General features: G+C 60.8%; 18 protein-coding genes and 1 other RNA gene. 2 read left to right on the top strand and 17 right to left on the bottom strand.

Features of this window, described 5'->3' with window-relative positions; genetic code table 11:
* The first annotated feature begins 67 nt into the window (after positions 1–67).
* Positions 68–1243: a site-specific integrase gene (locus Q0K00_RS05705; RefSeq protein ID WP_297228004.1), complete on the top strand. Its 1176-nt coding sequence runs from the start codon at positions 68–70 to the stop codon at positions 1241–1243.
* 4 nt (positions 1244–1247) lie between these two features.
* Here Q0K00_RS05705 and traI read toward each other — a convergent pair whose 3' ends face one another.
* Genes traI through Q0K00_RS05690 form a run of 3 tightly spaced genes read right to left on the bottom strand, consistent with a single transcriptional unit; the run spans position 1248 to position 4254 of the window.
* A complete protein-coding gene (gene traI, locus Q0K00_RS05700; protein WP_297228003.1) occupies positions 1248–3053 on the bottom strand; it encodes a TraI/MobA(P) family conjugative relaxase in 1806 nt (601 codons plus the stop codon).
* The gene (locus Q0K00_RS05695; RefSeq protein ID WP_297228002.1) at positions 3050–3373 is read right to left on the bottom strand and encodes a conjugal transfer protein TraJ; all 324 of its coding nucleotides are present in this window, start codon (positions 3371–3373) and stop codon (positions 3050–3052) included. Before Q0K00_RS05695 ends, traI begins: the two co-directional genes overlap by 4 nt.
* Positions 3370–4254, bottom strand: coding sequence for a Rha family transcriptional regulator (locus tag Q0K00_RS05690; protein WP_297228001.1), 885 nt, complete (start codon positions 4252–4254; stop codon positions 3370–3372). Before Q0K00_RS05690 ends, Q0K00_RS05695 begins: the two co-directional genes overlap by 4 nt.
* 423 nt (positions 4255–4677) lie before the next feature.
* Between Q0K00_RS05690 and Q0K00_RS05685 the strand changes: the two genes are divergently transcribed.
* Positions 4678–4875 (top strand): hypothetical protein, encoded by a 198-nt coding sequence (locus Q0K00_RS05685; RefSeq protein WP_297228000.1) that lies wholly within the window; start codon positions 4678–4680, stop codon positions 4873–4875.
* 65 nt (positions 4876–4940) lie between these two features.
* Here the strand turns inward: Q0K00_RS05685 and Q0K00_RS05680 are convergent, their stop codons facing one another.
* The 14 genes from Q0K00_RS05680 to Q0K00_RS05615 all read right to left on the bottom strand — a co-directional run bounded on the left by Q0K00_RS05680 (position 4941) and on the right by Q0K00_RS05615 (position 17271).
* The gene (locus Q0K00_RS05680) at positions 4941–5360 is read right to left on the bottom strand and encodes an antirestriction protein (RefSeq protein WP_297227999.1); all 420 of its coding nucleotides are present in this window, start codon (positions 5358–5360) and stop codon (positions 4941–4943) included.
* 363 nt (positions 5361–5723) lie between these two features.
* Positions 5724–6197, bottom strand: coding sequence for a coiled-coil domain-containing protein (locus tag Q0K00_RS05675; protein ID WP_297227998.1), 474 nt, complete (start codon positions 6195–6197; stop codon positions 5724–5726).
* A 58-nt stretch (positions 6198–6255) separates the two neighbouring features.
* Positions 6256–6561, bottom strand: a complete 306-nt coding sequence (locus Q0K00_RS05670; protein WP_297227997.1) for a hypothetical protein — start codon at positions 6559–6561, stop codon at positions 6256–6258.
* A gap of 256 nt (positions 6562–6817) precedes the next feature.
* On the bottom strand, positions 6818–8194 hold the full coding sequence (locus Q0K00_RS05665; protein WP_297227996.1) for a site-specific integrase: 1377 nt from the start codon (positions 8192–8194) through the stop codon (positions 6818–6820).
* Between the two features lie 611 nt (positions 8195–8805).
* The gene (locus Q0K00_RS05660; RefSeq protein WP_297227995.1) at positions 8806–9825 is read right to left on the bottom strand and encodes a hypothetical protein; all 1020 of its coding nucleotides are present in this window, start codon (positions 9823–9825) and stop codon (positions 8806–8808) included.
* A gap of 19 nt (positions 9826–9844) precedes the next feature.
* Positions 9845–10480 carry an HAD family hydrolase gene (locus Q0K00_RS05655; protein ID WP_297227994.1) on the bottom strand — a complete coding sequence of 212 codons (636 nt, stop codon included), beginning with the start codon at positions 10478–10480 and terminating at the stop codon, positions 9845–9847.
* A 263-nt stretch (positions 10481–10743) separates the two neighbouring features.
* Positions 10744–11298 carry a DapH/DapD/GlmU-related protein gene (locus Q0K00_RS05650; protein WP_297227993.1) on the bottom strand — a complete coding sequence of 185 codons (555 nt, stop codon included), beginning with the start codon at positions 11296–11298 and terminating at the stop codon, positions 10744–10746.
* Between the two features lie 44 nt (positions 11299–11342).
* A complete protein-coding gene (locus Q0K00_RS05645; RefSeq protein ID WP_296304229.1) occupies positions 11343–11972 on the bottom strand; it encodes an acyltransferase in 630 nt (209 codons plus the stop codon).
* Positions 11973–12743: a 3-deoxy-manno-octulosonate cytidylyltransferase gene (locus Q0K00_RS05640; protein WP_297227992.1), complete on the bottom strand. Its 771-nt coding sequence runs from the start codon at positions 12741–12743 to the stop codon at positions 11973–11975.
* A 23-nt stretch (positions 12744–12766) separates the two neighbouring features.
* Positions 12767–13681 carry an NAD(P)-dependent oxidoreductase gene (locus tag Q0K00_RS05635; protein ID WP_297227991.1) on the bottom strand — a complete coding sequence of 305 codons (915 nt, stop codon included), beginning with the start codon at positions 13679–13681 and terminating at the stop codon, positions 12767–12769.
* A gap of 350 nt (positions 13682–14031) precedes the next feature.
* The gene (locus Q0K00_RS05630) at positions 14032–14820 is read right to left on the bottom strand and encodes an aldolase/citrate lyase family protein (protein ID WP_297227990.1); all 789 of its coding nucleotides are present in this window, start codon (positions 14818–14820) and stop codon (positions 14032–14034) included.
* 78 nt (positions 14821–14898) lie between these two features.
* Entirely contained in the window at positions 14899–15741 is an 843-nt protein-coding gene (locus Q0K00_RS05625) for a glycosyltransferase (protein WP_297227989.1), read from the bottom strand.
* Between the two features lie 107 nt (positions 15742–15848).
* An RNA gene (ffs, locus tag Q0K00_RS05620) (signal recognition particle sRNA small type) lies at positions 15849–15938 on the bottom strand.
* A gap of 538 nt (positions 15939–16476) precedes the next feature.
* Positions 16477–17271, bottom strand: coding sequence for an amidohydrolase family protein (locus tag Q0K00_RS05615; RefSeq protein WP_297227988.1), 795 nt, complete (start codon positions 17269–17271; stop codon positions 16477–16479).
* Between the last annotated feature and the right edge of the window lie 14 nt (positions 17272–17285).

Below are 17285 nucleotides of genomic sequence, written 5' to 3'. Positions count from 1 at the left end.
AGCGCGAACAGTTCCGGGTATCCTGATTCCTCCGTCTGCCGACAAGGTAGCAAGGAGGAGAGCAGATATGGAGATTCGACATCAACCACACCGGAAAAAAGGGCAATGGGTCGTCTACTGGCGGAGCCGGACGGGAGCGCGGCATCATCAGGGGTTCTCGTCGGAAGCCGCCGCACGGGAGTTTGTGGATTCCCTGAACACAGTCCTTGCCAGGGAAAAGGAACTCATGGCCAAGCGTCGCCGCAGGGAGCGGGCATCATGCCCGCGCATGACGGTGGAAGAGCTCTTTCAGCGATACCTTTCCGTCGCGCTGTCCAATCGGACAACGGCAAAGCAGGCGGCATACCATGCCGCGCATATCCTCACGCTTTATGGCCAGCGCCAGGCAATACGCCTCACAAGTGAAGACATGCTTCAGTTCATGGAGCTCCAGAAAGTGCGGGGCCTTTGCCAGGCGACGATCAACCGGCGCATCTCCATCCTGCGATCCGCGCTCAATTGGGCGGTGAAAATGGGCATCCTGCCGCAAAATCCCCTGTCCAGCCTGCGCCTGCCGCAGGCCCGCCCCCAGCGCATGGCTCCACCGACGCCGGAAGAACTGCGCCGCATCTTCCATGCGGCGGAACCTCACGTCAGGCGTGTGATAGTCCTGGGAGCCTACTGCGGGCCGCGCATAGGCCCAAGCGAGCTTTTCCGGCTCCGCTGGAAGGATGTCGATCTGGAGAACGGCATCATCCGCATGCCCAACGCCGCGAAGGGCGCGAAAGAGAGCGCCCGTGAGCTGCCGATCCGGGAATCCCTCCTGCCCCTGTTACGGCAATGGCTCGAAGAGGACATGAGGAGCGGGGCCGAGCACGTCGTCCACTGGCGGGGCCGTCCGGTACGCACCATCCATCGTGCATGGCATACGGCCTTGCGCCGCGCGGGGATCCACCGGCGGATCACGCCGTACTCGCTGCGCCATGCCTATGCGACATACTCCGTGCAAGGCGGCGCGAAGCTCAAGCCGTTGGCCAAACTCATGGGGCATCGGAATGAACTCATGATCCTGCGGACATACCAGCATGTGCTGGACAAGGATGAACGGGAAGCCGTGGAAGCCATGCCCGATGTCCTGCGGCTGGGACGACCGGCCATGAAACGGCGCGGAAGCCGCCGGATGGTTCAGTCCGGCATGTGGCCATTGCCGGGCAAGGCGTACCTTGCCGCCTGCTCTCTTCTGGCCACCTGCGCCGGAGGGTGAAGGCTCACCGCTCAAAATCCTGGGAGCGTTCCTGATGACGCTCTCCAGCGGGTGGCCGCTCGAACATCAGGCCGCCGTCCCTGATCTTTCGTCCGTCGGACAGCGTATAGACGGACTTGCCGCTCTCGTCTCGTTCCCGGCCACGGACATGCCATTTGGCGGCCATGTACGTCATGGCCACTGAACGCGCCTCCGGAGAAAAACGGATCCGCTGGCCGGAGTCGCAGATCTTCCCGCCATCGGGAAGCGTGAAGATCACTTCGCCATGCGAAGAAATGTTGGACTTTGTGCCGGGGAAGAGGCTTTCCATGAGCGCCGCGCAGGACAGGCGCGCCTTTGTCCGTCCGGACACGCCCTTTTCCTGTATGGCCACTTGCGTGGCCAGATAGCCGTCCCGGTCGCGCATCCATGTTGGCGACTCAGGCTGTACTTCCATGCGGCGGGAACGCAGCACGGCAAGGGCGGTTTCATGGCCATGCCTGGCCTTGTCCTGAAGGAACTCCAGCCAGCCGCCCACGGCGTGCTTCATGCGCACGGCATGGATCGCCCGCGCTTCGCGCTGTCGCGCCAGCTTGAGGAGGCTTGCGCGTGTCCGTTTGCCGATGATCTGCCGATCCAGCATGGTTCGGTATTGCTCCCACTGCCGCCGCACGTCCTTGATCCCGGCTTCCGTCTTCCATTTTGAACGCTCTTGCGCTGTTTGATACTCTTCCCAGAGCGGTGTCAGGTCGGGCGTTTGCTGGATGGGCCGCTGCGGTTCATACCGCGACTTGCTCTCCGGCAGCGGTATGCCCGCCGGCCGGAATGCGCCGAAGCGGGCCTCCAGCTTTTTGAACGACAGTTCCCGATGAACCGCGCTGGCCTTGACGTGCTGGTCGCCGTGGCGATTGGCCACGACAAGCCCGGCCCCGCGCGGCTTCAGCTCCAGGCCGTACACGGCGACCGCATGATGCGCGTCATCCCAGCTCCGGGCGTGCTCCAGGACGTTCAGGATCGCCTCGCCATGCTCCCGCGCATACCCTTCAAAGGATTGCTTGCCGGTATGCGCCTCCATCCCGGCGGCCTGCTCCCCAAGCCCTTTTTCCGCAACGCTGTCCCTGCCGTTGTCGATGCTCAGGCCGAACTCTTTTTCCAGCTCGCGGCACAAGCGATCCCGCTTGATGTAGTCCCGCCACGGCTCTACCCGCGTCAGCTTCTCCGGATGGATGAGATTGTAGGCAACGTGCATATGCAGGTTGTCGGTGTTGACGTGTACGCCGCAATGCCGCTGATGCTCGGACAGGCCAAGCACCTCGGCAAAGCGGCGCTCCATTTCCTTCAGGGTCTCCTCGGTGAGACGGCTTTCATCCTCCGGACGGAAGCTCACCACGAGATGATAGGTCTTCTCCTTGCCGGTGCGGGTGTTGAGCGCCTGGGTATCCAGCACCTCCTGTATGGCCAGCTCGTAGTCATCCCCGGCCCAACAGCCCGCGCTCCAGCAAAAGAGGCACTTTTCCGGCTTGCCCTTCACGGGCGCGGCACGATGATCGTCCCGTCGCACGCCCTCAGCGGCTCGTCGATCAGTGCGTGCATCAAAAGACAGAAGATGCGCAAATTTGCGCGGCTTCCCGCTGTAAGATGCCAGATGGCATTGGGACAGTCCACGCAGGCGGTTTCCGGCAATCTGCCGCACTGCCGTAAGGTAGGGCTCAGATGTGAGTCCGTAGCTTCGCCCATGTTCCACCTCCTGACCGCGCCCGGCGGCTATGTAGTCGGCCAGGCGGCGGTAGTTGTCGTTCTGGGGTTTGCAGGGGATCCGGGTACTGATCATGTCTTCTTCACTCTGGCCAGCAACTCGGCCCGTGTCTTGTCTATGCCGCGCAGCATGGCGCTCACCGTCGCCTTGTCCTGCCCGGCGGCAATGGCCTGCTTGAGCAGGCCGCCCAATCTGCCCAGGTCGGCACTGATCTTGAGCAGATCCCGCCGGGCCTGCTGGTCATCGCGGCTCTCCACCTTCACGCCCAGGCAGACGCGCCGGACGTACTCGGAGAGGCTCAGGGACGCCATGTCACTGGCGGCCATGATCCGCTCAAACTCCTCTTCCGTGACGTAGGACTTGAGCAGGAACTTCCGGCGGGCTTTCGAGCTCAATAGAGGAACCTCATTTCCCTTTCCCGGAAGTCTACGAGCGTCCTGCCGGTGAAGCCCACAAACAGGGCGAGGAACGCCTGCCTGAGCGTGTTTTCGTCGTCAATGGCCGAAAGTTCAGTGATGTTGCACCTGTTGCACAGGTAATTCGTGATGTGACTCCGTGTATGGTCTTCACTGGCATAGGCCCAGAAGGAGATCATGCCCTCCAGCGCCTCTTTCCCTTCCGCCAGGGAGTGGACAACATGGGCGCGTCCTTCCTTTTCGATGCGGAAAAGCTTGTTCCAGAGGAAGACAAGACCGCTGTAGAAGGATTCCCTCTGCACGTCCTCGATGCGCCGGCAGTACAGCCTGACCAGCAGATCCCGCATGATGTCGTCCACGGACTCGCTCCGCCACCAGGCCACCACGCGCGCCAGCCCCTGCAAGATCTCTCCGGACTCCTTGTCCAGTTTGCAGTTGGGCGTGAAGGGGAAGCTCTCCACGTCCGCAGGTTTTTGCTCCATGTAAAGAGTGGGGGCTTCACGCCCGCCTGTCAGCGCGCGTTCCATCGCGTTGAACGCCTCCAGGAATTTTTCCTTCCAGGCCGCCGCCTTCTTCCCGGTGAAGCCCATCGCCAGAAAGGCAAAGCCGTCGCGGGTCAGCCGGTAGGCGGGACGCATCTCCCCCTTGGCGTCCCTGTATTCAACGGCTTCAAAATTGAGGGCGTTGAAGGTCTCGGAGCATTCCAGCTTTTCAATATCCCGGAGAACATTGAAATGCTCCTTCTCGAACGCCCGTGCCACGATCAGCGACGTGGTAAACATGCCGCGCTCGTCAACCTCGACAATATTTTCAATGGGTTGAACGATGCTTTCCTGTCCGTTGTTCTGTCGATCTTCCATGATGCCGCTCCTTTTTTGCGTCGAGCCGCAGGCGAGTAAGCCGCCCCCGGCAGGGCAGGACGTAAAGTGGCCACTTGAAAAAGTGGTACCACTTTACCTGTCCTGCCCTCGGATTTTGGGGTAGTCTATGTCATGTTTGGAGATTTTTTCAATAGTTTTGTGTAGATGACCAACTATGACCAAGTATGACCGACTGTGACCAACTGTGACTAATTTTTTTTGTATTTATGACCAACAGTGACCAAGTATGACCAAATTTTTTCTATTTTGTGACCAACAGTGACCAAGTATGACCAACTGTGGCCAAAATGCAGTTAAAATTTTTCTTGAAATGGACAGAGCCTATGCGAAAACCTTGCTTTTACGCCAAAAGTGTAACACCATGCGTACACCGTAAACGGCAACCACCTTGAGGAGATTCGCATGGACAAGGAAACGCTGGATGACATCGCCACGGACGCCTACCTCCAGGCCGAAGATGGCCATGCCGTGGAACTTGATCCCGAAGTGGCGGAAGCTATGGGCGCTTTTCAGGAGGATGCCCTGACCCTGAAAGATATCGAGGAAGATCAGGCATACCGGGAACAGCTCGCCAGAGAAGGCAAGCTGGATGTGGATTAGACTCGCATGATCAGCTTGACGGCTGAACGCCGCCCCGGCCTGTGATGAGCCGGGGCGGCGTTTTCCTAATCCGTGATCCGCAGGATGTCCGCTGCGGATCGCTCCGGCAGTACGTCCAGATATTCATACAGCAGTTCAAAGTGGCGGCTGATCGTCTCCGGGGCGGCTGGATGGAAGGAGATATGGCTCAGGGCAAAAAGCGTGGCGGTTATGCCCGCATCCCTCGCCGTCATGCTGGCGGAAGCCCCGTTGGGGCTATCCACCTGGAAACGACTGTTCGCCACGGGCTGCATGAAAAATCCCCCATTTGAAAGCGTGTGGAACTCCCAGAAACCGCCGTCATAGTCTGGGGAGAGTTTCCGCAGCCACGCATACACCGTTGACTCAACGACTATATCAGCCGCCCCAAAGTGCTTGTGCAGCTCATGGGCCATTTGCGAGGTCGGGACGGTGGATTCCGTGATGGGTGAGGTCTGGGTCGTCATGATGTATTCTCCTTTGGAGTTTTGTCCAACGCCGCGCATTGGACATGTGGTTCGCCAGAACTCACCACATGACAATGCGCGGGTGGGCAAAGCCCACGCAGGAGCATCCCGAAAGGAGGGGGAATCATCCGTGACAACTGGAGGAGAGGGGCACGGGAGCGCGGAAGCGAGTACGCGCAGCGCACGGAGCTGCACAAGCGGACGGGGCCAGCGACGAACGGTTGGCAAGGATGATGCGCGTCAGCGCACCCCCACCGCAGACAATGGCGGCGGATTGCGGCATACCGGATGCCGCCGGGTATTTTCATGATACGCAAAAAGGGCGGCAACTTGCCGCCCTTTCGGTTGCAGTGTGGGAAAGACTTAGAAGCCCAGCCAGCCAAAGCCCTTTGCCATAATGGCTACAAGGGCAATGCCAATCCCAATCTGCCACTTGAGCAGATCATATTTGACTTTCGCCATGTCCGACTTGAGGTCAGCGCGGACTTTTTCAACCTCCGCACGAACTTTTTCAACTTCGACGCGGGTATTTTCGATGTCCACCTTGAGATCGGCGCGGACTTTTTCGATGTCCACCTTGAGATCGGCGCGGACTTTTTCAACCTCCGCGCGAACTTTTTCGATTTCAAGGCGCGTATCCAGCACGTCCCCCTTGGTAGCCAAGTCCCTATGAGCGGTCTCCTCGTAGAATCGCAGGAGTGGTTGCAGGGCGGCACGCAAGGTTTCGCTGTGTTCCGTCAGGACTTCCGCCTGTGCCTCAGCCTGCATCCGGGTGAATCCGGCCTGTTCCAGTCGGCTGACATAATTCCGATTGTCGAAAATGATGGTGGCGCTCATGGTCGTTTCTCCTTTTTCCTGTGTAGCGTTTTTGCTGACGGGGGTCAAAACCAGCGTGTCAGGCGTAGGAAGATATTCGGACGGGGCGCTGATCCCACAGGCGTAGTATCCCAGATTCTCCATTAGCCATTTCCATGCCTTGATGGAAAATTACTTTGCGGCGCAAGGTGGGGCCGGACAAAGGCTTGCCGGGGACAGCCGTACCGGTCAGCGTTTCATCTATTTGGCTGATTCGTTCAAGCCGTGTGAGCACCACCGTCTTGGGAGTTCTTTTTTCAACTCGGAAAAAATCCGCGTTGGTCTGTTCATAGCCCCAGATTTCAACAAGAATGCTGCCTTCGGTGATGTGTGTGGATGTCGTCATGACGTTTCCTCCTTTGGAGTTTTGTCCAACGCCGCGCATTGGACATGTGGTTCGCCAGAACTCACCACATGTCCATGCGCGGGTGGGCAAAGCCCACACAGGAACATCCCGAAAGGAGGGGGAATCATCCGTGACAACCGGAGGAGAGGGACACGGAAGCGCGGAAGCGAGTACGCGCAGCGCACGGAGCTGCACAAGCGGACGGGGCCAACGACGAACGGTTGGCGAGGATGATGCGCGTCAGCGCACCCCCACCTCAGACAAGAGAACAGTCCAGGTTGTCGAGCTTTTTCAGAGCGGCGCGTTTGGTGTCTGGAGAGAGCTTGGCGTACCGCCTGGTCGTGCTGGGCTGCCGGTGTCCGGCCAGTTCGCCGATGGTATAGAGGGAGACGCCGCGCATGGCCAGGATGGAACAGAAGGTATGCCGCAGCGTGTGGAAGACGATTTTTTGAGAGGACTCCTTGCCCTCATTCAAGCCTGTAGCGTCAACGACTCTGGCAAAAGCCTTGCTGAGGCTTTTGTCGGTCATGGAAAAGCATCGCCCGTCAGGAAGGGCGTTTTCCTTCAGGCATCGCATCGTTTCCTCAAGACATGTCGGGAAGTAGGCGACCCGTTTGCCCGTTTTGCCGTCGGTATAGAGGAGCCGTGCGGCAATATCCACATTGGCCGCCTTGAGGGCGGCGACCTCGCTCACCCGAAGCCCTGAGTACAAAGAGACTCTCGCGGCATGGAAGACCTCAAGGGATGTCATCCGCAATCCGTCGAAGATGATGGAAATCTCTTTCGGGGAAAGGTACTTTTCTCGCCTGTTCTCAGCGTTTCTGATGCGGTCTTTCAAGACATGCAGATCGAATGATTTGATCAGCCCCCACTCCAGTCCCTTCTTGAGGAGCTGACCAAGCAGGCCAAGAATGGCGTTGACGTATCCCTTGGAAATGTGCTCACCGCTTACCTTCCTGGTACTCAAAAGGGCGAGCTTGAACCTCTCGACTTCAAGCGGATCCAGTTTTTCGGCGGGGAAATGCTCAAAACGCGGCCTGATATGGACATTGTATGCGCCTCGTGGCACTCTGGTATTTTTGAGGTGAGGCAAGCAGTTCTTGACATAGTGCCGCCAAATATCGCCAATCGTGGCCGATTTGCCCGGATCCTGTTGCCTTGGCTGGTCTTGCTCCTCCGGGTGTCTGTCGCTCTTGATCCTCCGTCCTCGGATGGCAATGGCATCCTGCACGGTGTAGCCCTCGGAGCGCCAGCCGACCTTCTCCCAGACGTACTTCCCGTCACGCTTGTAGTGGATGTCAAAGCAGCGATCCGCCTTGCCGTCCGCCGTTAGCCGGAGCTTCGCCACGCGGAAGTAGACCCCGACGTAGCGCGTCTTGATGCGTTTTCCGCTGGGTACATAGTCCTTTTCCGGCGTCGCCGGCCTCTTTTTTTCTTCGATGCGCTGTTGACGAAGCCGCACGGCATCCTGTAAGGTGACTCCTGCCGATTTCCAGCCGACGGTTTGCCAGATGTCTTTTCCGTCGCGCTTGTAATGGATGTCATAACAAATATCGGATGTACCATCCGGGAGTCGGCGTTTGGTGGATTCGCGGTAGTAAACACCGGTGTGGGAAGTCCTGGTTCGGGGCATCCTGCTATCCTCCAAAACAAGCGATTGCTGTTCGAGATCGTTTTTGCTATCTCCTAGAGCCACGCTGAAATCTGGCATTTTCTGGAAACATGTTCAAGTTTTTCTTGATAATCTCTTGAAATTGCAGAAAAATTTGAATAAATCCAGATAGCTAGCCCCCGCGAAAAAGTGCTTTTTTAGCTGCCGAGCTTCTTGCAAAAAGCCCCCTCCTTTCCCCCGCTCCCCTTTCCTCCCGCAAAAAATCTTGCCGGGGAGGATGGCAAAACATCCGATCTTCCCCGGTCGTCACCAGACAGAAAGTCCCCCGGCAGCACAAAAAAAAGCGTCTCCTTCGTCAGGAAACGCTTTTTTGCACCCTGTATGCCGGTAGGGCATTTTCCGTTTGAAACGCTTCGCGTCCCCAACCGTACGAACTGTCGTCTCGTGGAAAAAACGCTGTTTCCCGCCTGGTTTTGGCCGGGCGACGCTATGTCCTCGCGCTTTGCCTTTGAAAAAGGCAAAGCGCTTTAAAGCGCGCCGGGGAGGGGATAGGGGGAGGGGGGGGAAGGGGGACCCCACCCGCGCGAGGCGGGGGGTCCCCCTTCCCCCCGCAAAAAAACTTCCCGCCGGCGTCAGCGCACGCTGTCCACAAAATCGTTATAGGCTTTTTCCGCGTCGGTATAGGCAGCGTTGAGCTGCTTGCGGACTTCGGGATGGAATCCCTGCTCCTCGCCCAGCGCCACGACAGCGGGAAACCGCTGCGCCGTACGCAGGAAGGCGCGCCAGAGACGTTCCGGCTCACCCGCCACGCCGAAGGGCAGGAAAGCCGCTTCCGAAAGAATGCCTTCCAGCTCTTGCCGCCAGGCGTCGATGGTCTGCTTGTCGGCTTCCCGCTCGCCCAACAGGGCGCGGGCCTCCTTCATGCGACGGAAAAGGATACGCACGGCAAGGATCTGGGGACGCAGGGGATGTCCCTGCAGGGTCACGGCTTCCGCGGCGATGGCGCCGCTCTCCACCTCGCCGCGCAGGACCCGGCGGGCGGCCTCGTAGGCTTCCCAGTGCTGACGGATGGCTTTCAGGTATTGCCGCCCCTGCTTGCCGTCGTCGATGATGCTCTCGTCCAGCGCGTATTTCACGAGCTTTTCATACTGCTCCCGCTCGGCGTCAACGGCGGCATCCATCTCTTGCAGGGCCTGACGGATGGCCTCGGCTGATCCCTTCGGCCATGCGCCGGGCGGCAACAGGGTCTTGTCACGCGCGAAACGCGGCGGCCGTTTGGCCAGCTTGGGCAGGGCCGCTTCCCGGAGATAGAAATCCGCGCCCAGATAGAGCCACAGCGCATATCCGGCTTCCTTGCTGAGCTGCCAGTCCATGACGCCGTTGGCATAGGCGAGCTGGGCATTGGCCGCCTGCAAGGCGTCCTCCGTCGCCGCGGCCTCCTGACGTATCTCCTTCAAGGCGGCAGGCAGATAGCTCCGCGGTCTGGCCCCGACCGACGTTTTCTTGTCGATCGGCGGCGTGTCCTGTGGGGTAACGGGCGCGGCGGGACTGCCGTTCGTTGTCGCCTTTTCTTCCGTTGCGCCGTCATCCCCGCAAGCGGTCAGCAACAACGCCGCACAGAGACAGATCGCCGGGAGCAGCCCGCGCCGCATGTATCCTGTCCGCCACATGCTACGCACGCTCCGCGATCCAGGCGGAAAGGCCCGTGGCGTCCATGCCCCACGGGAAATCGCCCCCGCGCAGTTCGGCCCCTATGCCGTAAAAGAGCGTGCCGACCTCTTCCGCGGCGTTGCGGTCGGTGACGGCATCGCCCACCATGAGCACATCCGCCGGATCGAGCTTCGCATCCCGGACGATCTCCGCCAGCAGCACGGCCTTGGCGGGCGGCGAACCGAAAATGCCGCGGAAATTGCCGGACAGGCCCCGCTCTTCCAGCACGAGCCGTACCTCCTCCTGCGGCGCTCCCGAACAGACATAGAGCGGCAGACGCTCCCGCCAGTCGGCCAGTACTCCGGCAATACCCGGGATGAGCGCGCAGCGGCGCACCTCGTCCAGCGCATAGGCGGCGAAACGCTCGCCCCACTCCTTCGACTCTTCCGGCGTGATCTCCCGGCCCAGCACTTCCCGGAAGAACCACTCGAATTTCCGGTAGCGGCTCACCCCGCCGTGGACCGTATGGTACATGACGAAGCGATCCCGCGCCTCTTCCCCAAAGGGCTCGGCAAGGCGGGCAAAGGCACGGGTCTTGACCGGCACACTGTCCAGGATGACGCCGTCACAGTCAAAAACGATGGCTTGCAGGGGCATGGATCCTCCATAGGTAAAACGCCCGGCGGGCAGGGGTCCACACCGGGAAAGGATGGGGGGCGCAAGAAAAAGGGGCGGCGACCGAAAGGCGTCCCGCAGGGCCGTGCCTGTTAGGCCGTAAGGCCTTACAGGCATCGACAGCAGAGCGCGACCGAAAGGCGGCCGCAGGCCGTGCCCGTTAGGCGACGCAGGAGCCTTACGGGCATCGACAGCAGAGCGAGGGGGTCCCCTTCCCCCAAACACACAGCGGATAGTGTCAGGCCCTAGCCTTGATGGGCATCCAACCGTTCCGCGTCAAGGTAGCGGATAAGGCGCGCGGGGTTGCCCGCCACCACGGCATTGTCCGGCACGTCCTTCGTCACCACCGACCCGGCCCCGACCACGGCATTTTCCCCGACGGTCACGCCCGGCAGGATGGTCACGTTCGCGCCGATCCAGACGTTACGCTTGATATGCACGGGCTTGCAGGTGATGATGGCCCGCTCGTACATATCGTGATTGTTGGTCAATATCGTACAGTTCAGGGCGATCATCACGCCGTCCTCGATGGTCAGCCCCCCGGCGGACATGCAGTGGAAGCCATTCATGATGGTTACGTTCCGCCCGATGCGCACCGTGTCGCCCAAGATGGTGAACACCGGCGGATGGATGACCGTCCCCTCGCCCAGCGTATGCTGGAAAAGCTCGTCGATGAGTTTCCGGCATTCCGGGCTGGTGGGCGGCGTATGATTGATTTTGAAGCAGAGTTCCGCGCAGCGCCGCACCTCGGCCACCCGTTCCGGCGGCATGTTGCGTGTATCCAGACGCACTTCTTCCATGGATCTTCCTCTTGTCGGACAGGTTAGAATATGTCGGACTACCGTCAATACATGTCGTCGTCCATCTCGCCGACCTGATTGAGACAGTCGTCCTTGCCGCGCTTGCCGATGGGCCGGGCAGGCACGCCGGCCACGATGTCGTACGGCTGCACGTCGCGGGTCACCACCGCGCCCGCGCCCACCACCGCGCCGCGCCCGATGCGCACATTGGGCGTCACCGTGCAGTTGGCGGCGATCCAGACGTCATCCTCAATAACGACGACACCCGGCTCGTGCCCCTGTTCCATGATGGGGACATCCTGCCGGGTGAAGCAGTGATTGGCCGAACGGATGACGGTGCCGGGCCCTATGGCCGTCTTGACGCCGATGAAGATGCTCCCGCCGTCGGCGCAGAGGTGCACCCCGGGCGAGAGGGAGACATGATCGGCCAGCTCCAGCTTGCCGTTGCCCGCCGTCAGGATGCAGTTACGGCCGACGCGCACCTGATTGCCCAGCCGCATATTGTGGCAGCCGACCATGCCGATGCCCGTGTTGAAACGCACGGAACCGCAGCGGGCGAACATCCAGCGCCACATGATGAGGCGCACCAGACGGCCCAGGGGGGTGGGTATCCACCCGAAGGCGAATACCCACAGCTCCTCAAGAGCCAGCAAAAGGCGTTGATGGCCCTTCATCTATTTGCCGTACTCCTGCATCAGGGTGTCGCCTTCCATGAGCCGGGTGACGCGCGCCAGATCTTCCGGCGTGTCCACGCTGAACGTGCGCTTGTCCGTCGGCACCATGCGCACCTTTTCGCCGTGCTCCAGGATGCGCATCATGTCCACGGACTCATAGATCTCCAGCGGCATTTCCCGCATCTCGTTGAAGCGGATGAGATAATCCCGGCGGAAGGGGATGATGCAGACCTGCTTGCGCATGGGCACCTTGTCCGCGCCCTTCTTGCGGGACGGGATGGGCTCGCGGGAGAAATAAAGGGCGTCGTTGTGGCAGTCCACCACCACCTTGACCTCGTTGGGGTCCTCGAACTCTTCCACCGTCTCCATCTCGGCCATGAGATTGACCACGTTGATGGACGGATCATCCAGCATGGGCTTCACGGCGGCGTCGATCATATCCGGGGTGATCATGGGTTCGTCCCCCTGCACCATGACCACGGTGTCCACCTTCTTGCCGGTCTGCTCCTCGATCTTGAGCAGAGCTTCGGCCGTCCGCGTGGAACAGCGGACATGGTGGTCGCCGGTCATGACGCATTTGAGCCCCGCATCCCGACAGTAATTTTCGATGATCTCGTCACACGTCGCCACATAGGTGTCGGAAAGGATACCGCTCATGGCCGTGCGAAAGGCCACATGCCCCACCATGGGCGTGCCGTGGATGAGGGCCAGCGGTTTGCCGGGATAGCGGCTCGACCCCATGCGGGCGGGAATGATGGCAATGATGTTCATGTCTGCTCCTTTGCCCGTGCGGGCTAGTCGTCGGTGGCGACCAGATAGCCGCCTTCGCTTTGCAGTTCAGGGTGTACGTCCTGGTGCACGGCCTCCATGACGCGGAGGATGCCCTGCCCCAGATCCACGGTCAGCGGCGGCACCAGTTTTCGGCCCACCTTGGGCATGAAGGCATAGGGCGTGATCTGGTAGTGCCCGCTGTTGGGGTCGTTCTGATAATTGATGGTCAGCTCCTTGCCCAGCATCTCACCGATCATCTTGAACAGATCGCCCACGCGCATGGGCTGGTTGCCCGAAATGATGATGTTCTGATTGGCGAATTCCGGTTCCAGCACCATGACCGTGGCCGTGGAGGCGTCGTCCACATGCACATATTCGCGCAGAGCCGTGGGCGCGCCGTAATAGGTGATGCTGCCCGTGGTCAGGGCCTCCTGCACGAACCGATGGATGGCGTTGCGGGCATCGGCGCGCGGCCCGTACAGGGAACCATACCGCAGGATGGTATACGGCAGGCCGTGCATGGCCTGATAATTCTCGATGTAGATCTCGCAGGCCTGCTTGCTGCAACGGTAAAAACCGCCCGATTTACCGTAGACATAGAGCGAGCTGGCAAAGACGTAACGCCGCACCCCGGCCTTGCGGCAGGCTTCCAGCGCCATGACGTTGCCCAGCACATTGAGCCGGGCCGTGTCCACCGGGCGGCGGTTGGCCTCCCCGATGTCCGCGATGCCGGCATAGTTGAACACCACGTCCGCCCCGGAGACCGCCTGCTCCACCAGCGCCTCGTCCAGGATACTGCCGGTGAGCATGTACTGATCGGGCCGCAACCAGGGCGAAGGCTGCACATCCACGATGGTGACGTCATGCCCGGCTTCGGAAAGTTTGTCGCAAATATGCGACCCCAAAAAACCGGAGCCGCCGAATACGGTGATTTTCATGCTGTTCTCCCGCTGGATATCCACGAACTAGGCCTGTTACGCTCTTCGTTACCTGTTTGGGAAGAAGGGCCCCCCATCCCTTCCCCAGCGCGCTTTTACCGGGGGATGAGGAGGACATGGGACGCCCCGCCCCAAAGGCAAACGGCGCGCACAGCCTGTTTATCTTATCTATTCGAGCATTTTCAGTTTGAAACACTTTGCGTTCCAAACCATACGGCCTGGCGTTTCGCGGAAAAAACGCGGTTTTTCCGCTTACGTTAGGCCGGGCGGCGTTGTGCCGCCGCCTCGCATTTTGTCTTTTCCAAAGATAAAATGCGCTAAAATCATTTGTAAGATCTACGTTGACGCGTCTAGGCCACATCGGGACGCCGCGCCCCGTTCCAGAGGAAGACGGAGTCGATGCCGTAGGCGATGAAGCGGCTGCCCTGCTCCACCTGACGCGCCAGCTCCGCCGGGTCGGGCTGGACGATATGCAGCCCCATGAGCGGCCGGTACTTGCGGCAGACTTCATGGATACGCCGCATGGCGGCCTGAAAGTCGGGATGGTCGAACTGCGCCGTCAGCCCCATGGAACCGGAGAGGTCATAAGGCCCCACCATGATGGCGTCCAGACGAGGATGCGACAGGATGTCCTCCAGATGCTCGACCGCGCGGATATGCTCGATCTGCGCCACCAGAAACACGCGCGAGGCCCGTTCCTTCATGTAGCTTTCCATCTGCGTGCCGAAGGCATTGGCCCGGCAGAAGCCCACGCCGCGATTTTCCCGCAGCGGCTCTTCGGGAAGCCGTCCGTCATCATAACCGGGATAGGTCGCCCAGCTGATGGCCGCATTGAGCTGCGCCCGGCTTTCGATCATGGGGAAGATGAGCCCTTGTGCGCCGGCCTCCAGCGCGCTCTTGATCTGCAGGCGCGTAGCCTCTGCCAGACGGGCAAAGGGCGCGGCCCCGCCGCATTCGATGGCCCGGAAGATGTCCGTGAGGCCGGTCCGTCCGAAGGTGCCGTGCTCCATGTCGGCGGCCACCCAGTCATAGCCCGCGCGGGCCAGAAGTTCGGCCACTTCCGAGGAAGGGAATTGCAGCCAGGTGCCTATGGTCGGTTTGTCCTGCGCCAGCGCGGCGCGAATGCTATCGATGTTCATGGTCTCCGACGGCTTGCCGCCGCAGGGTTGAGGGTCATGCGATACGCCGAACATACCCCCTCATGCGCCGAAGCGCAATCACTGGTCCGCCTCCTCTCCCGACAGCAGCGCGGCGATGCGCGCGTATTGCTCCAGAAAAGGCCGCGCCGCGCGATACGCCGGCACGCACCACGGCTTGCGTCCGCAGTAGTGCAACAACCTGCCCGCAAGCGTGCCGGGATCCTGCTCCCAGCGGGCGGCCACGTGCATCTGATAGTTGAACCTCTCCGGCAACACGGCATACGGCAGCCTGCGGCACAGCACATTGAGAGCGTCCTGATCAGGATAACGAGACGGGGCGGGCAGAGAAAGCAAGGCCTGCCGCATGGCCTGCATCCAGGAAGGCAGCAGACGCCGCAGGCGCGGCAGATGCAGCAGGAGCACACCGGAATTGAGGCAGTCCGCCGGACGCAGCCCCATGCGGCGAGCATAGGCGGGATGCAGGGCCATGGCGGCATCACGCACGCCCCACAACGCGGGCTCCCGGCCGCTTCCAGCCGCCTCGTCCGCCGCCTGCCAGAAATCCGCCACGTCCATCAGAGCGCAGATGTCGCAGTCCAGATAGAGCAGGCGCTCCACATCTTCCAGACCCGACAGCTCCGGCAGCCAGTAACGGTAAAAAGCGCCGGGACCAAAGGCCGGCGGCATGTTTGCGCGCAACTCCGGCGGCAGCGACGGCACCAGGTGAAAACGCATCTCCTGTCCGCTCTGCCGGGCCACGGCTTCCAGAGCCCGCCGTCCCTGCGGCGGCAGTTCCGCGTCATGCAGGATATGCACGCACAGCGCCGCCGAAGTATGGGCGCAGACCGTCAGCAGCGTTGCCGCCCCATGCAGAGAGTAGCTTCCGCTTTCATCCCGAAAGGCAAGAGCCAGATGGTACACCGGCATTTTCCTCCGTGCGGCGGTGCCGGAGCCTCTTGCCCCCGCACGCTTCGATCAGCCGTTCCCATAAACGAAAAGCCGTCAACGTACTTCGCTGACGGCTTCGGAAAAAGGGGCCGGACACCCGGCAACAGCTGTTACCGCTGCTTTCTTTCGAACCTGACGGGGTTGGCAGTGCTGCCGCCGTCCGACCTGTACCCTCTCTAGCCGGAAAAACGGTCCTCGTCAAGCCGGGAGATAGTGCGAGGGGGCGAGGGAAACCGTTTTGAAAAACGGTTCTCCCTCGCCCCCTCGCGCTCCCCCACTCCCTTCCCAAAACTTTTGCTTGGGTCAGCGCATGGCGACGCGGCCCCGCAAGGCTTCGCGCGTCTGTCACGCCCTCCGGCGGCATGAAAATACTGTTTTTTTGCTTGGTTTCGGCCGGACGGCGTTGTGCCGACGCCTCGCAGTTTGCCTTTTTAAAAGACAAACTGCTCCAGGGCCTGTTGACACAAATTTTACAAATAATTGCAATAGATAAGATAAATAAACTGAACATGCTCCGCTTGCTTCCGGGGGCGGGGTTGCCTCGTGTACCTGACTCTTCCCCCCAAACAAGAAACGAATAGTGTTAACAGGCTCTAAAGCGCGTTTGGGGAAGGATGGGGGGAGTTTGAGGGGGGAAGGAAGGGGATTTGGGCGCTAGCAAATCCCCTTCCTTCCCCCCTCAACTAAAAACACATGGACACGGCAGCATCAAAGCAGGCCGGGCAGTTGTTCGGCGTTGGTGAGGATGCGTTCCAGGGCATTGTCGGAGAGGCCGCCGACGCGTTGCAGCCGCCGTTGCTCTTCGGCGGGGTCGTAGAGGGGCCAGTCGCTGCCGAAGAGGAAGCGTTCCAGCGGGTGGGCGTCAAGCAGCCGCCGCAGCAGATGCGGCGTGACGAAGGGGCTGGTGCTTGAAGTATCGAACCAGACGTTATCGAGTCCGGCCAGAGCTTCTATGGCCATATCCCACATGAGGTAGCCGCCGAAATGCCCGGCGATGAGCGTCAGTCCCGGGAAGGCGCGGGCGATGGCCGCCAGCTGCTGCGGGCTTGAGGGGGCAACGGAAGCCGGTTGGGCGCTGCCGATATGCAGCTCGAAAAGGAAACGCCCCTGTGCGGCCTCGAACATGGGCAACAGGCGCGAGTCGTCCAGACGGAAGCCCTGAAAATCGGGATGCAGCTTGATGCCGCGCAAACCGCTGCGCTCCATGTTGTGGAGCTCTTCTTCCCAACGGGCATAGGCAGGATGCAGGGTACCGAAACCGATGATCTCGGGGTGTGTGCGTTGGAGCTCGCGGGCGTAGTTGTTGGCCGGGATGACCTGCGCCGGGGTGGTGGCGGCGCAGAGCACCACGCAGCGATCCATACCGGCGGCCCGCTCGCAGGCCAGCAGATGTTCCACCGTGCCGTCGCCTTCGCAGCAGAGGTCATAGGCTTCGTTGAGGTGGGTCACGGCCTTGGCCGCGATCTTCGGATGGAAGGCGTGCGTGTGGATGTCGATACGCATGGGATGTCACCGGG

This window comes from uncultured Desulfovibrio sp., assembly GCF_944327235.1.
In the GTDB taxonomy this organism is placed as follows: domain Bacteria; phylum Desulfobacterota; class Desulfovibrionia; order Desulfovibrionales; family Desulfovibrionaceae; genus Desulfovibrio.
The sequence above is the reverse complement of the archived record's forward strand: the minus strand, read 5'-3'. Positions and strand labels throughout refer to the sequence as shown.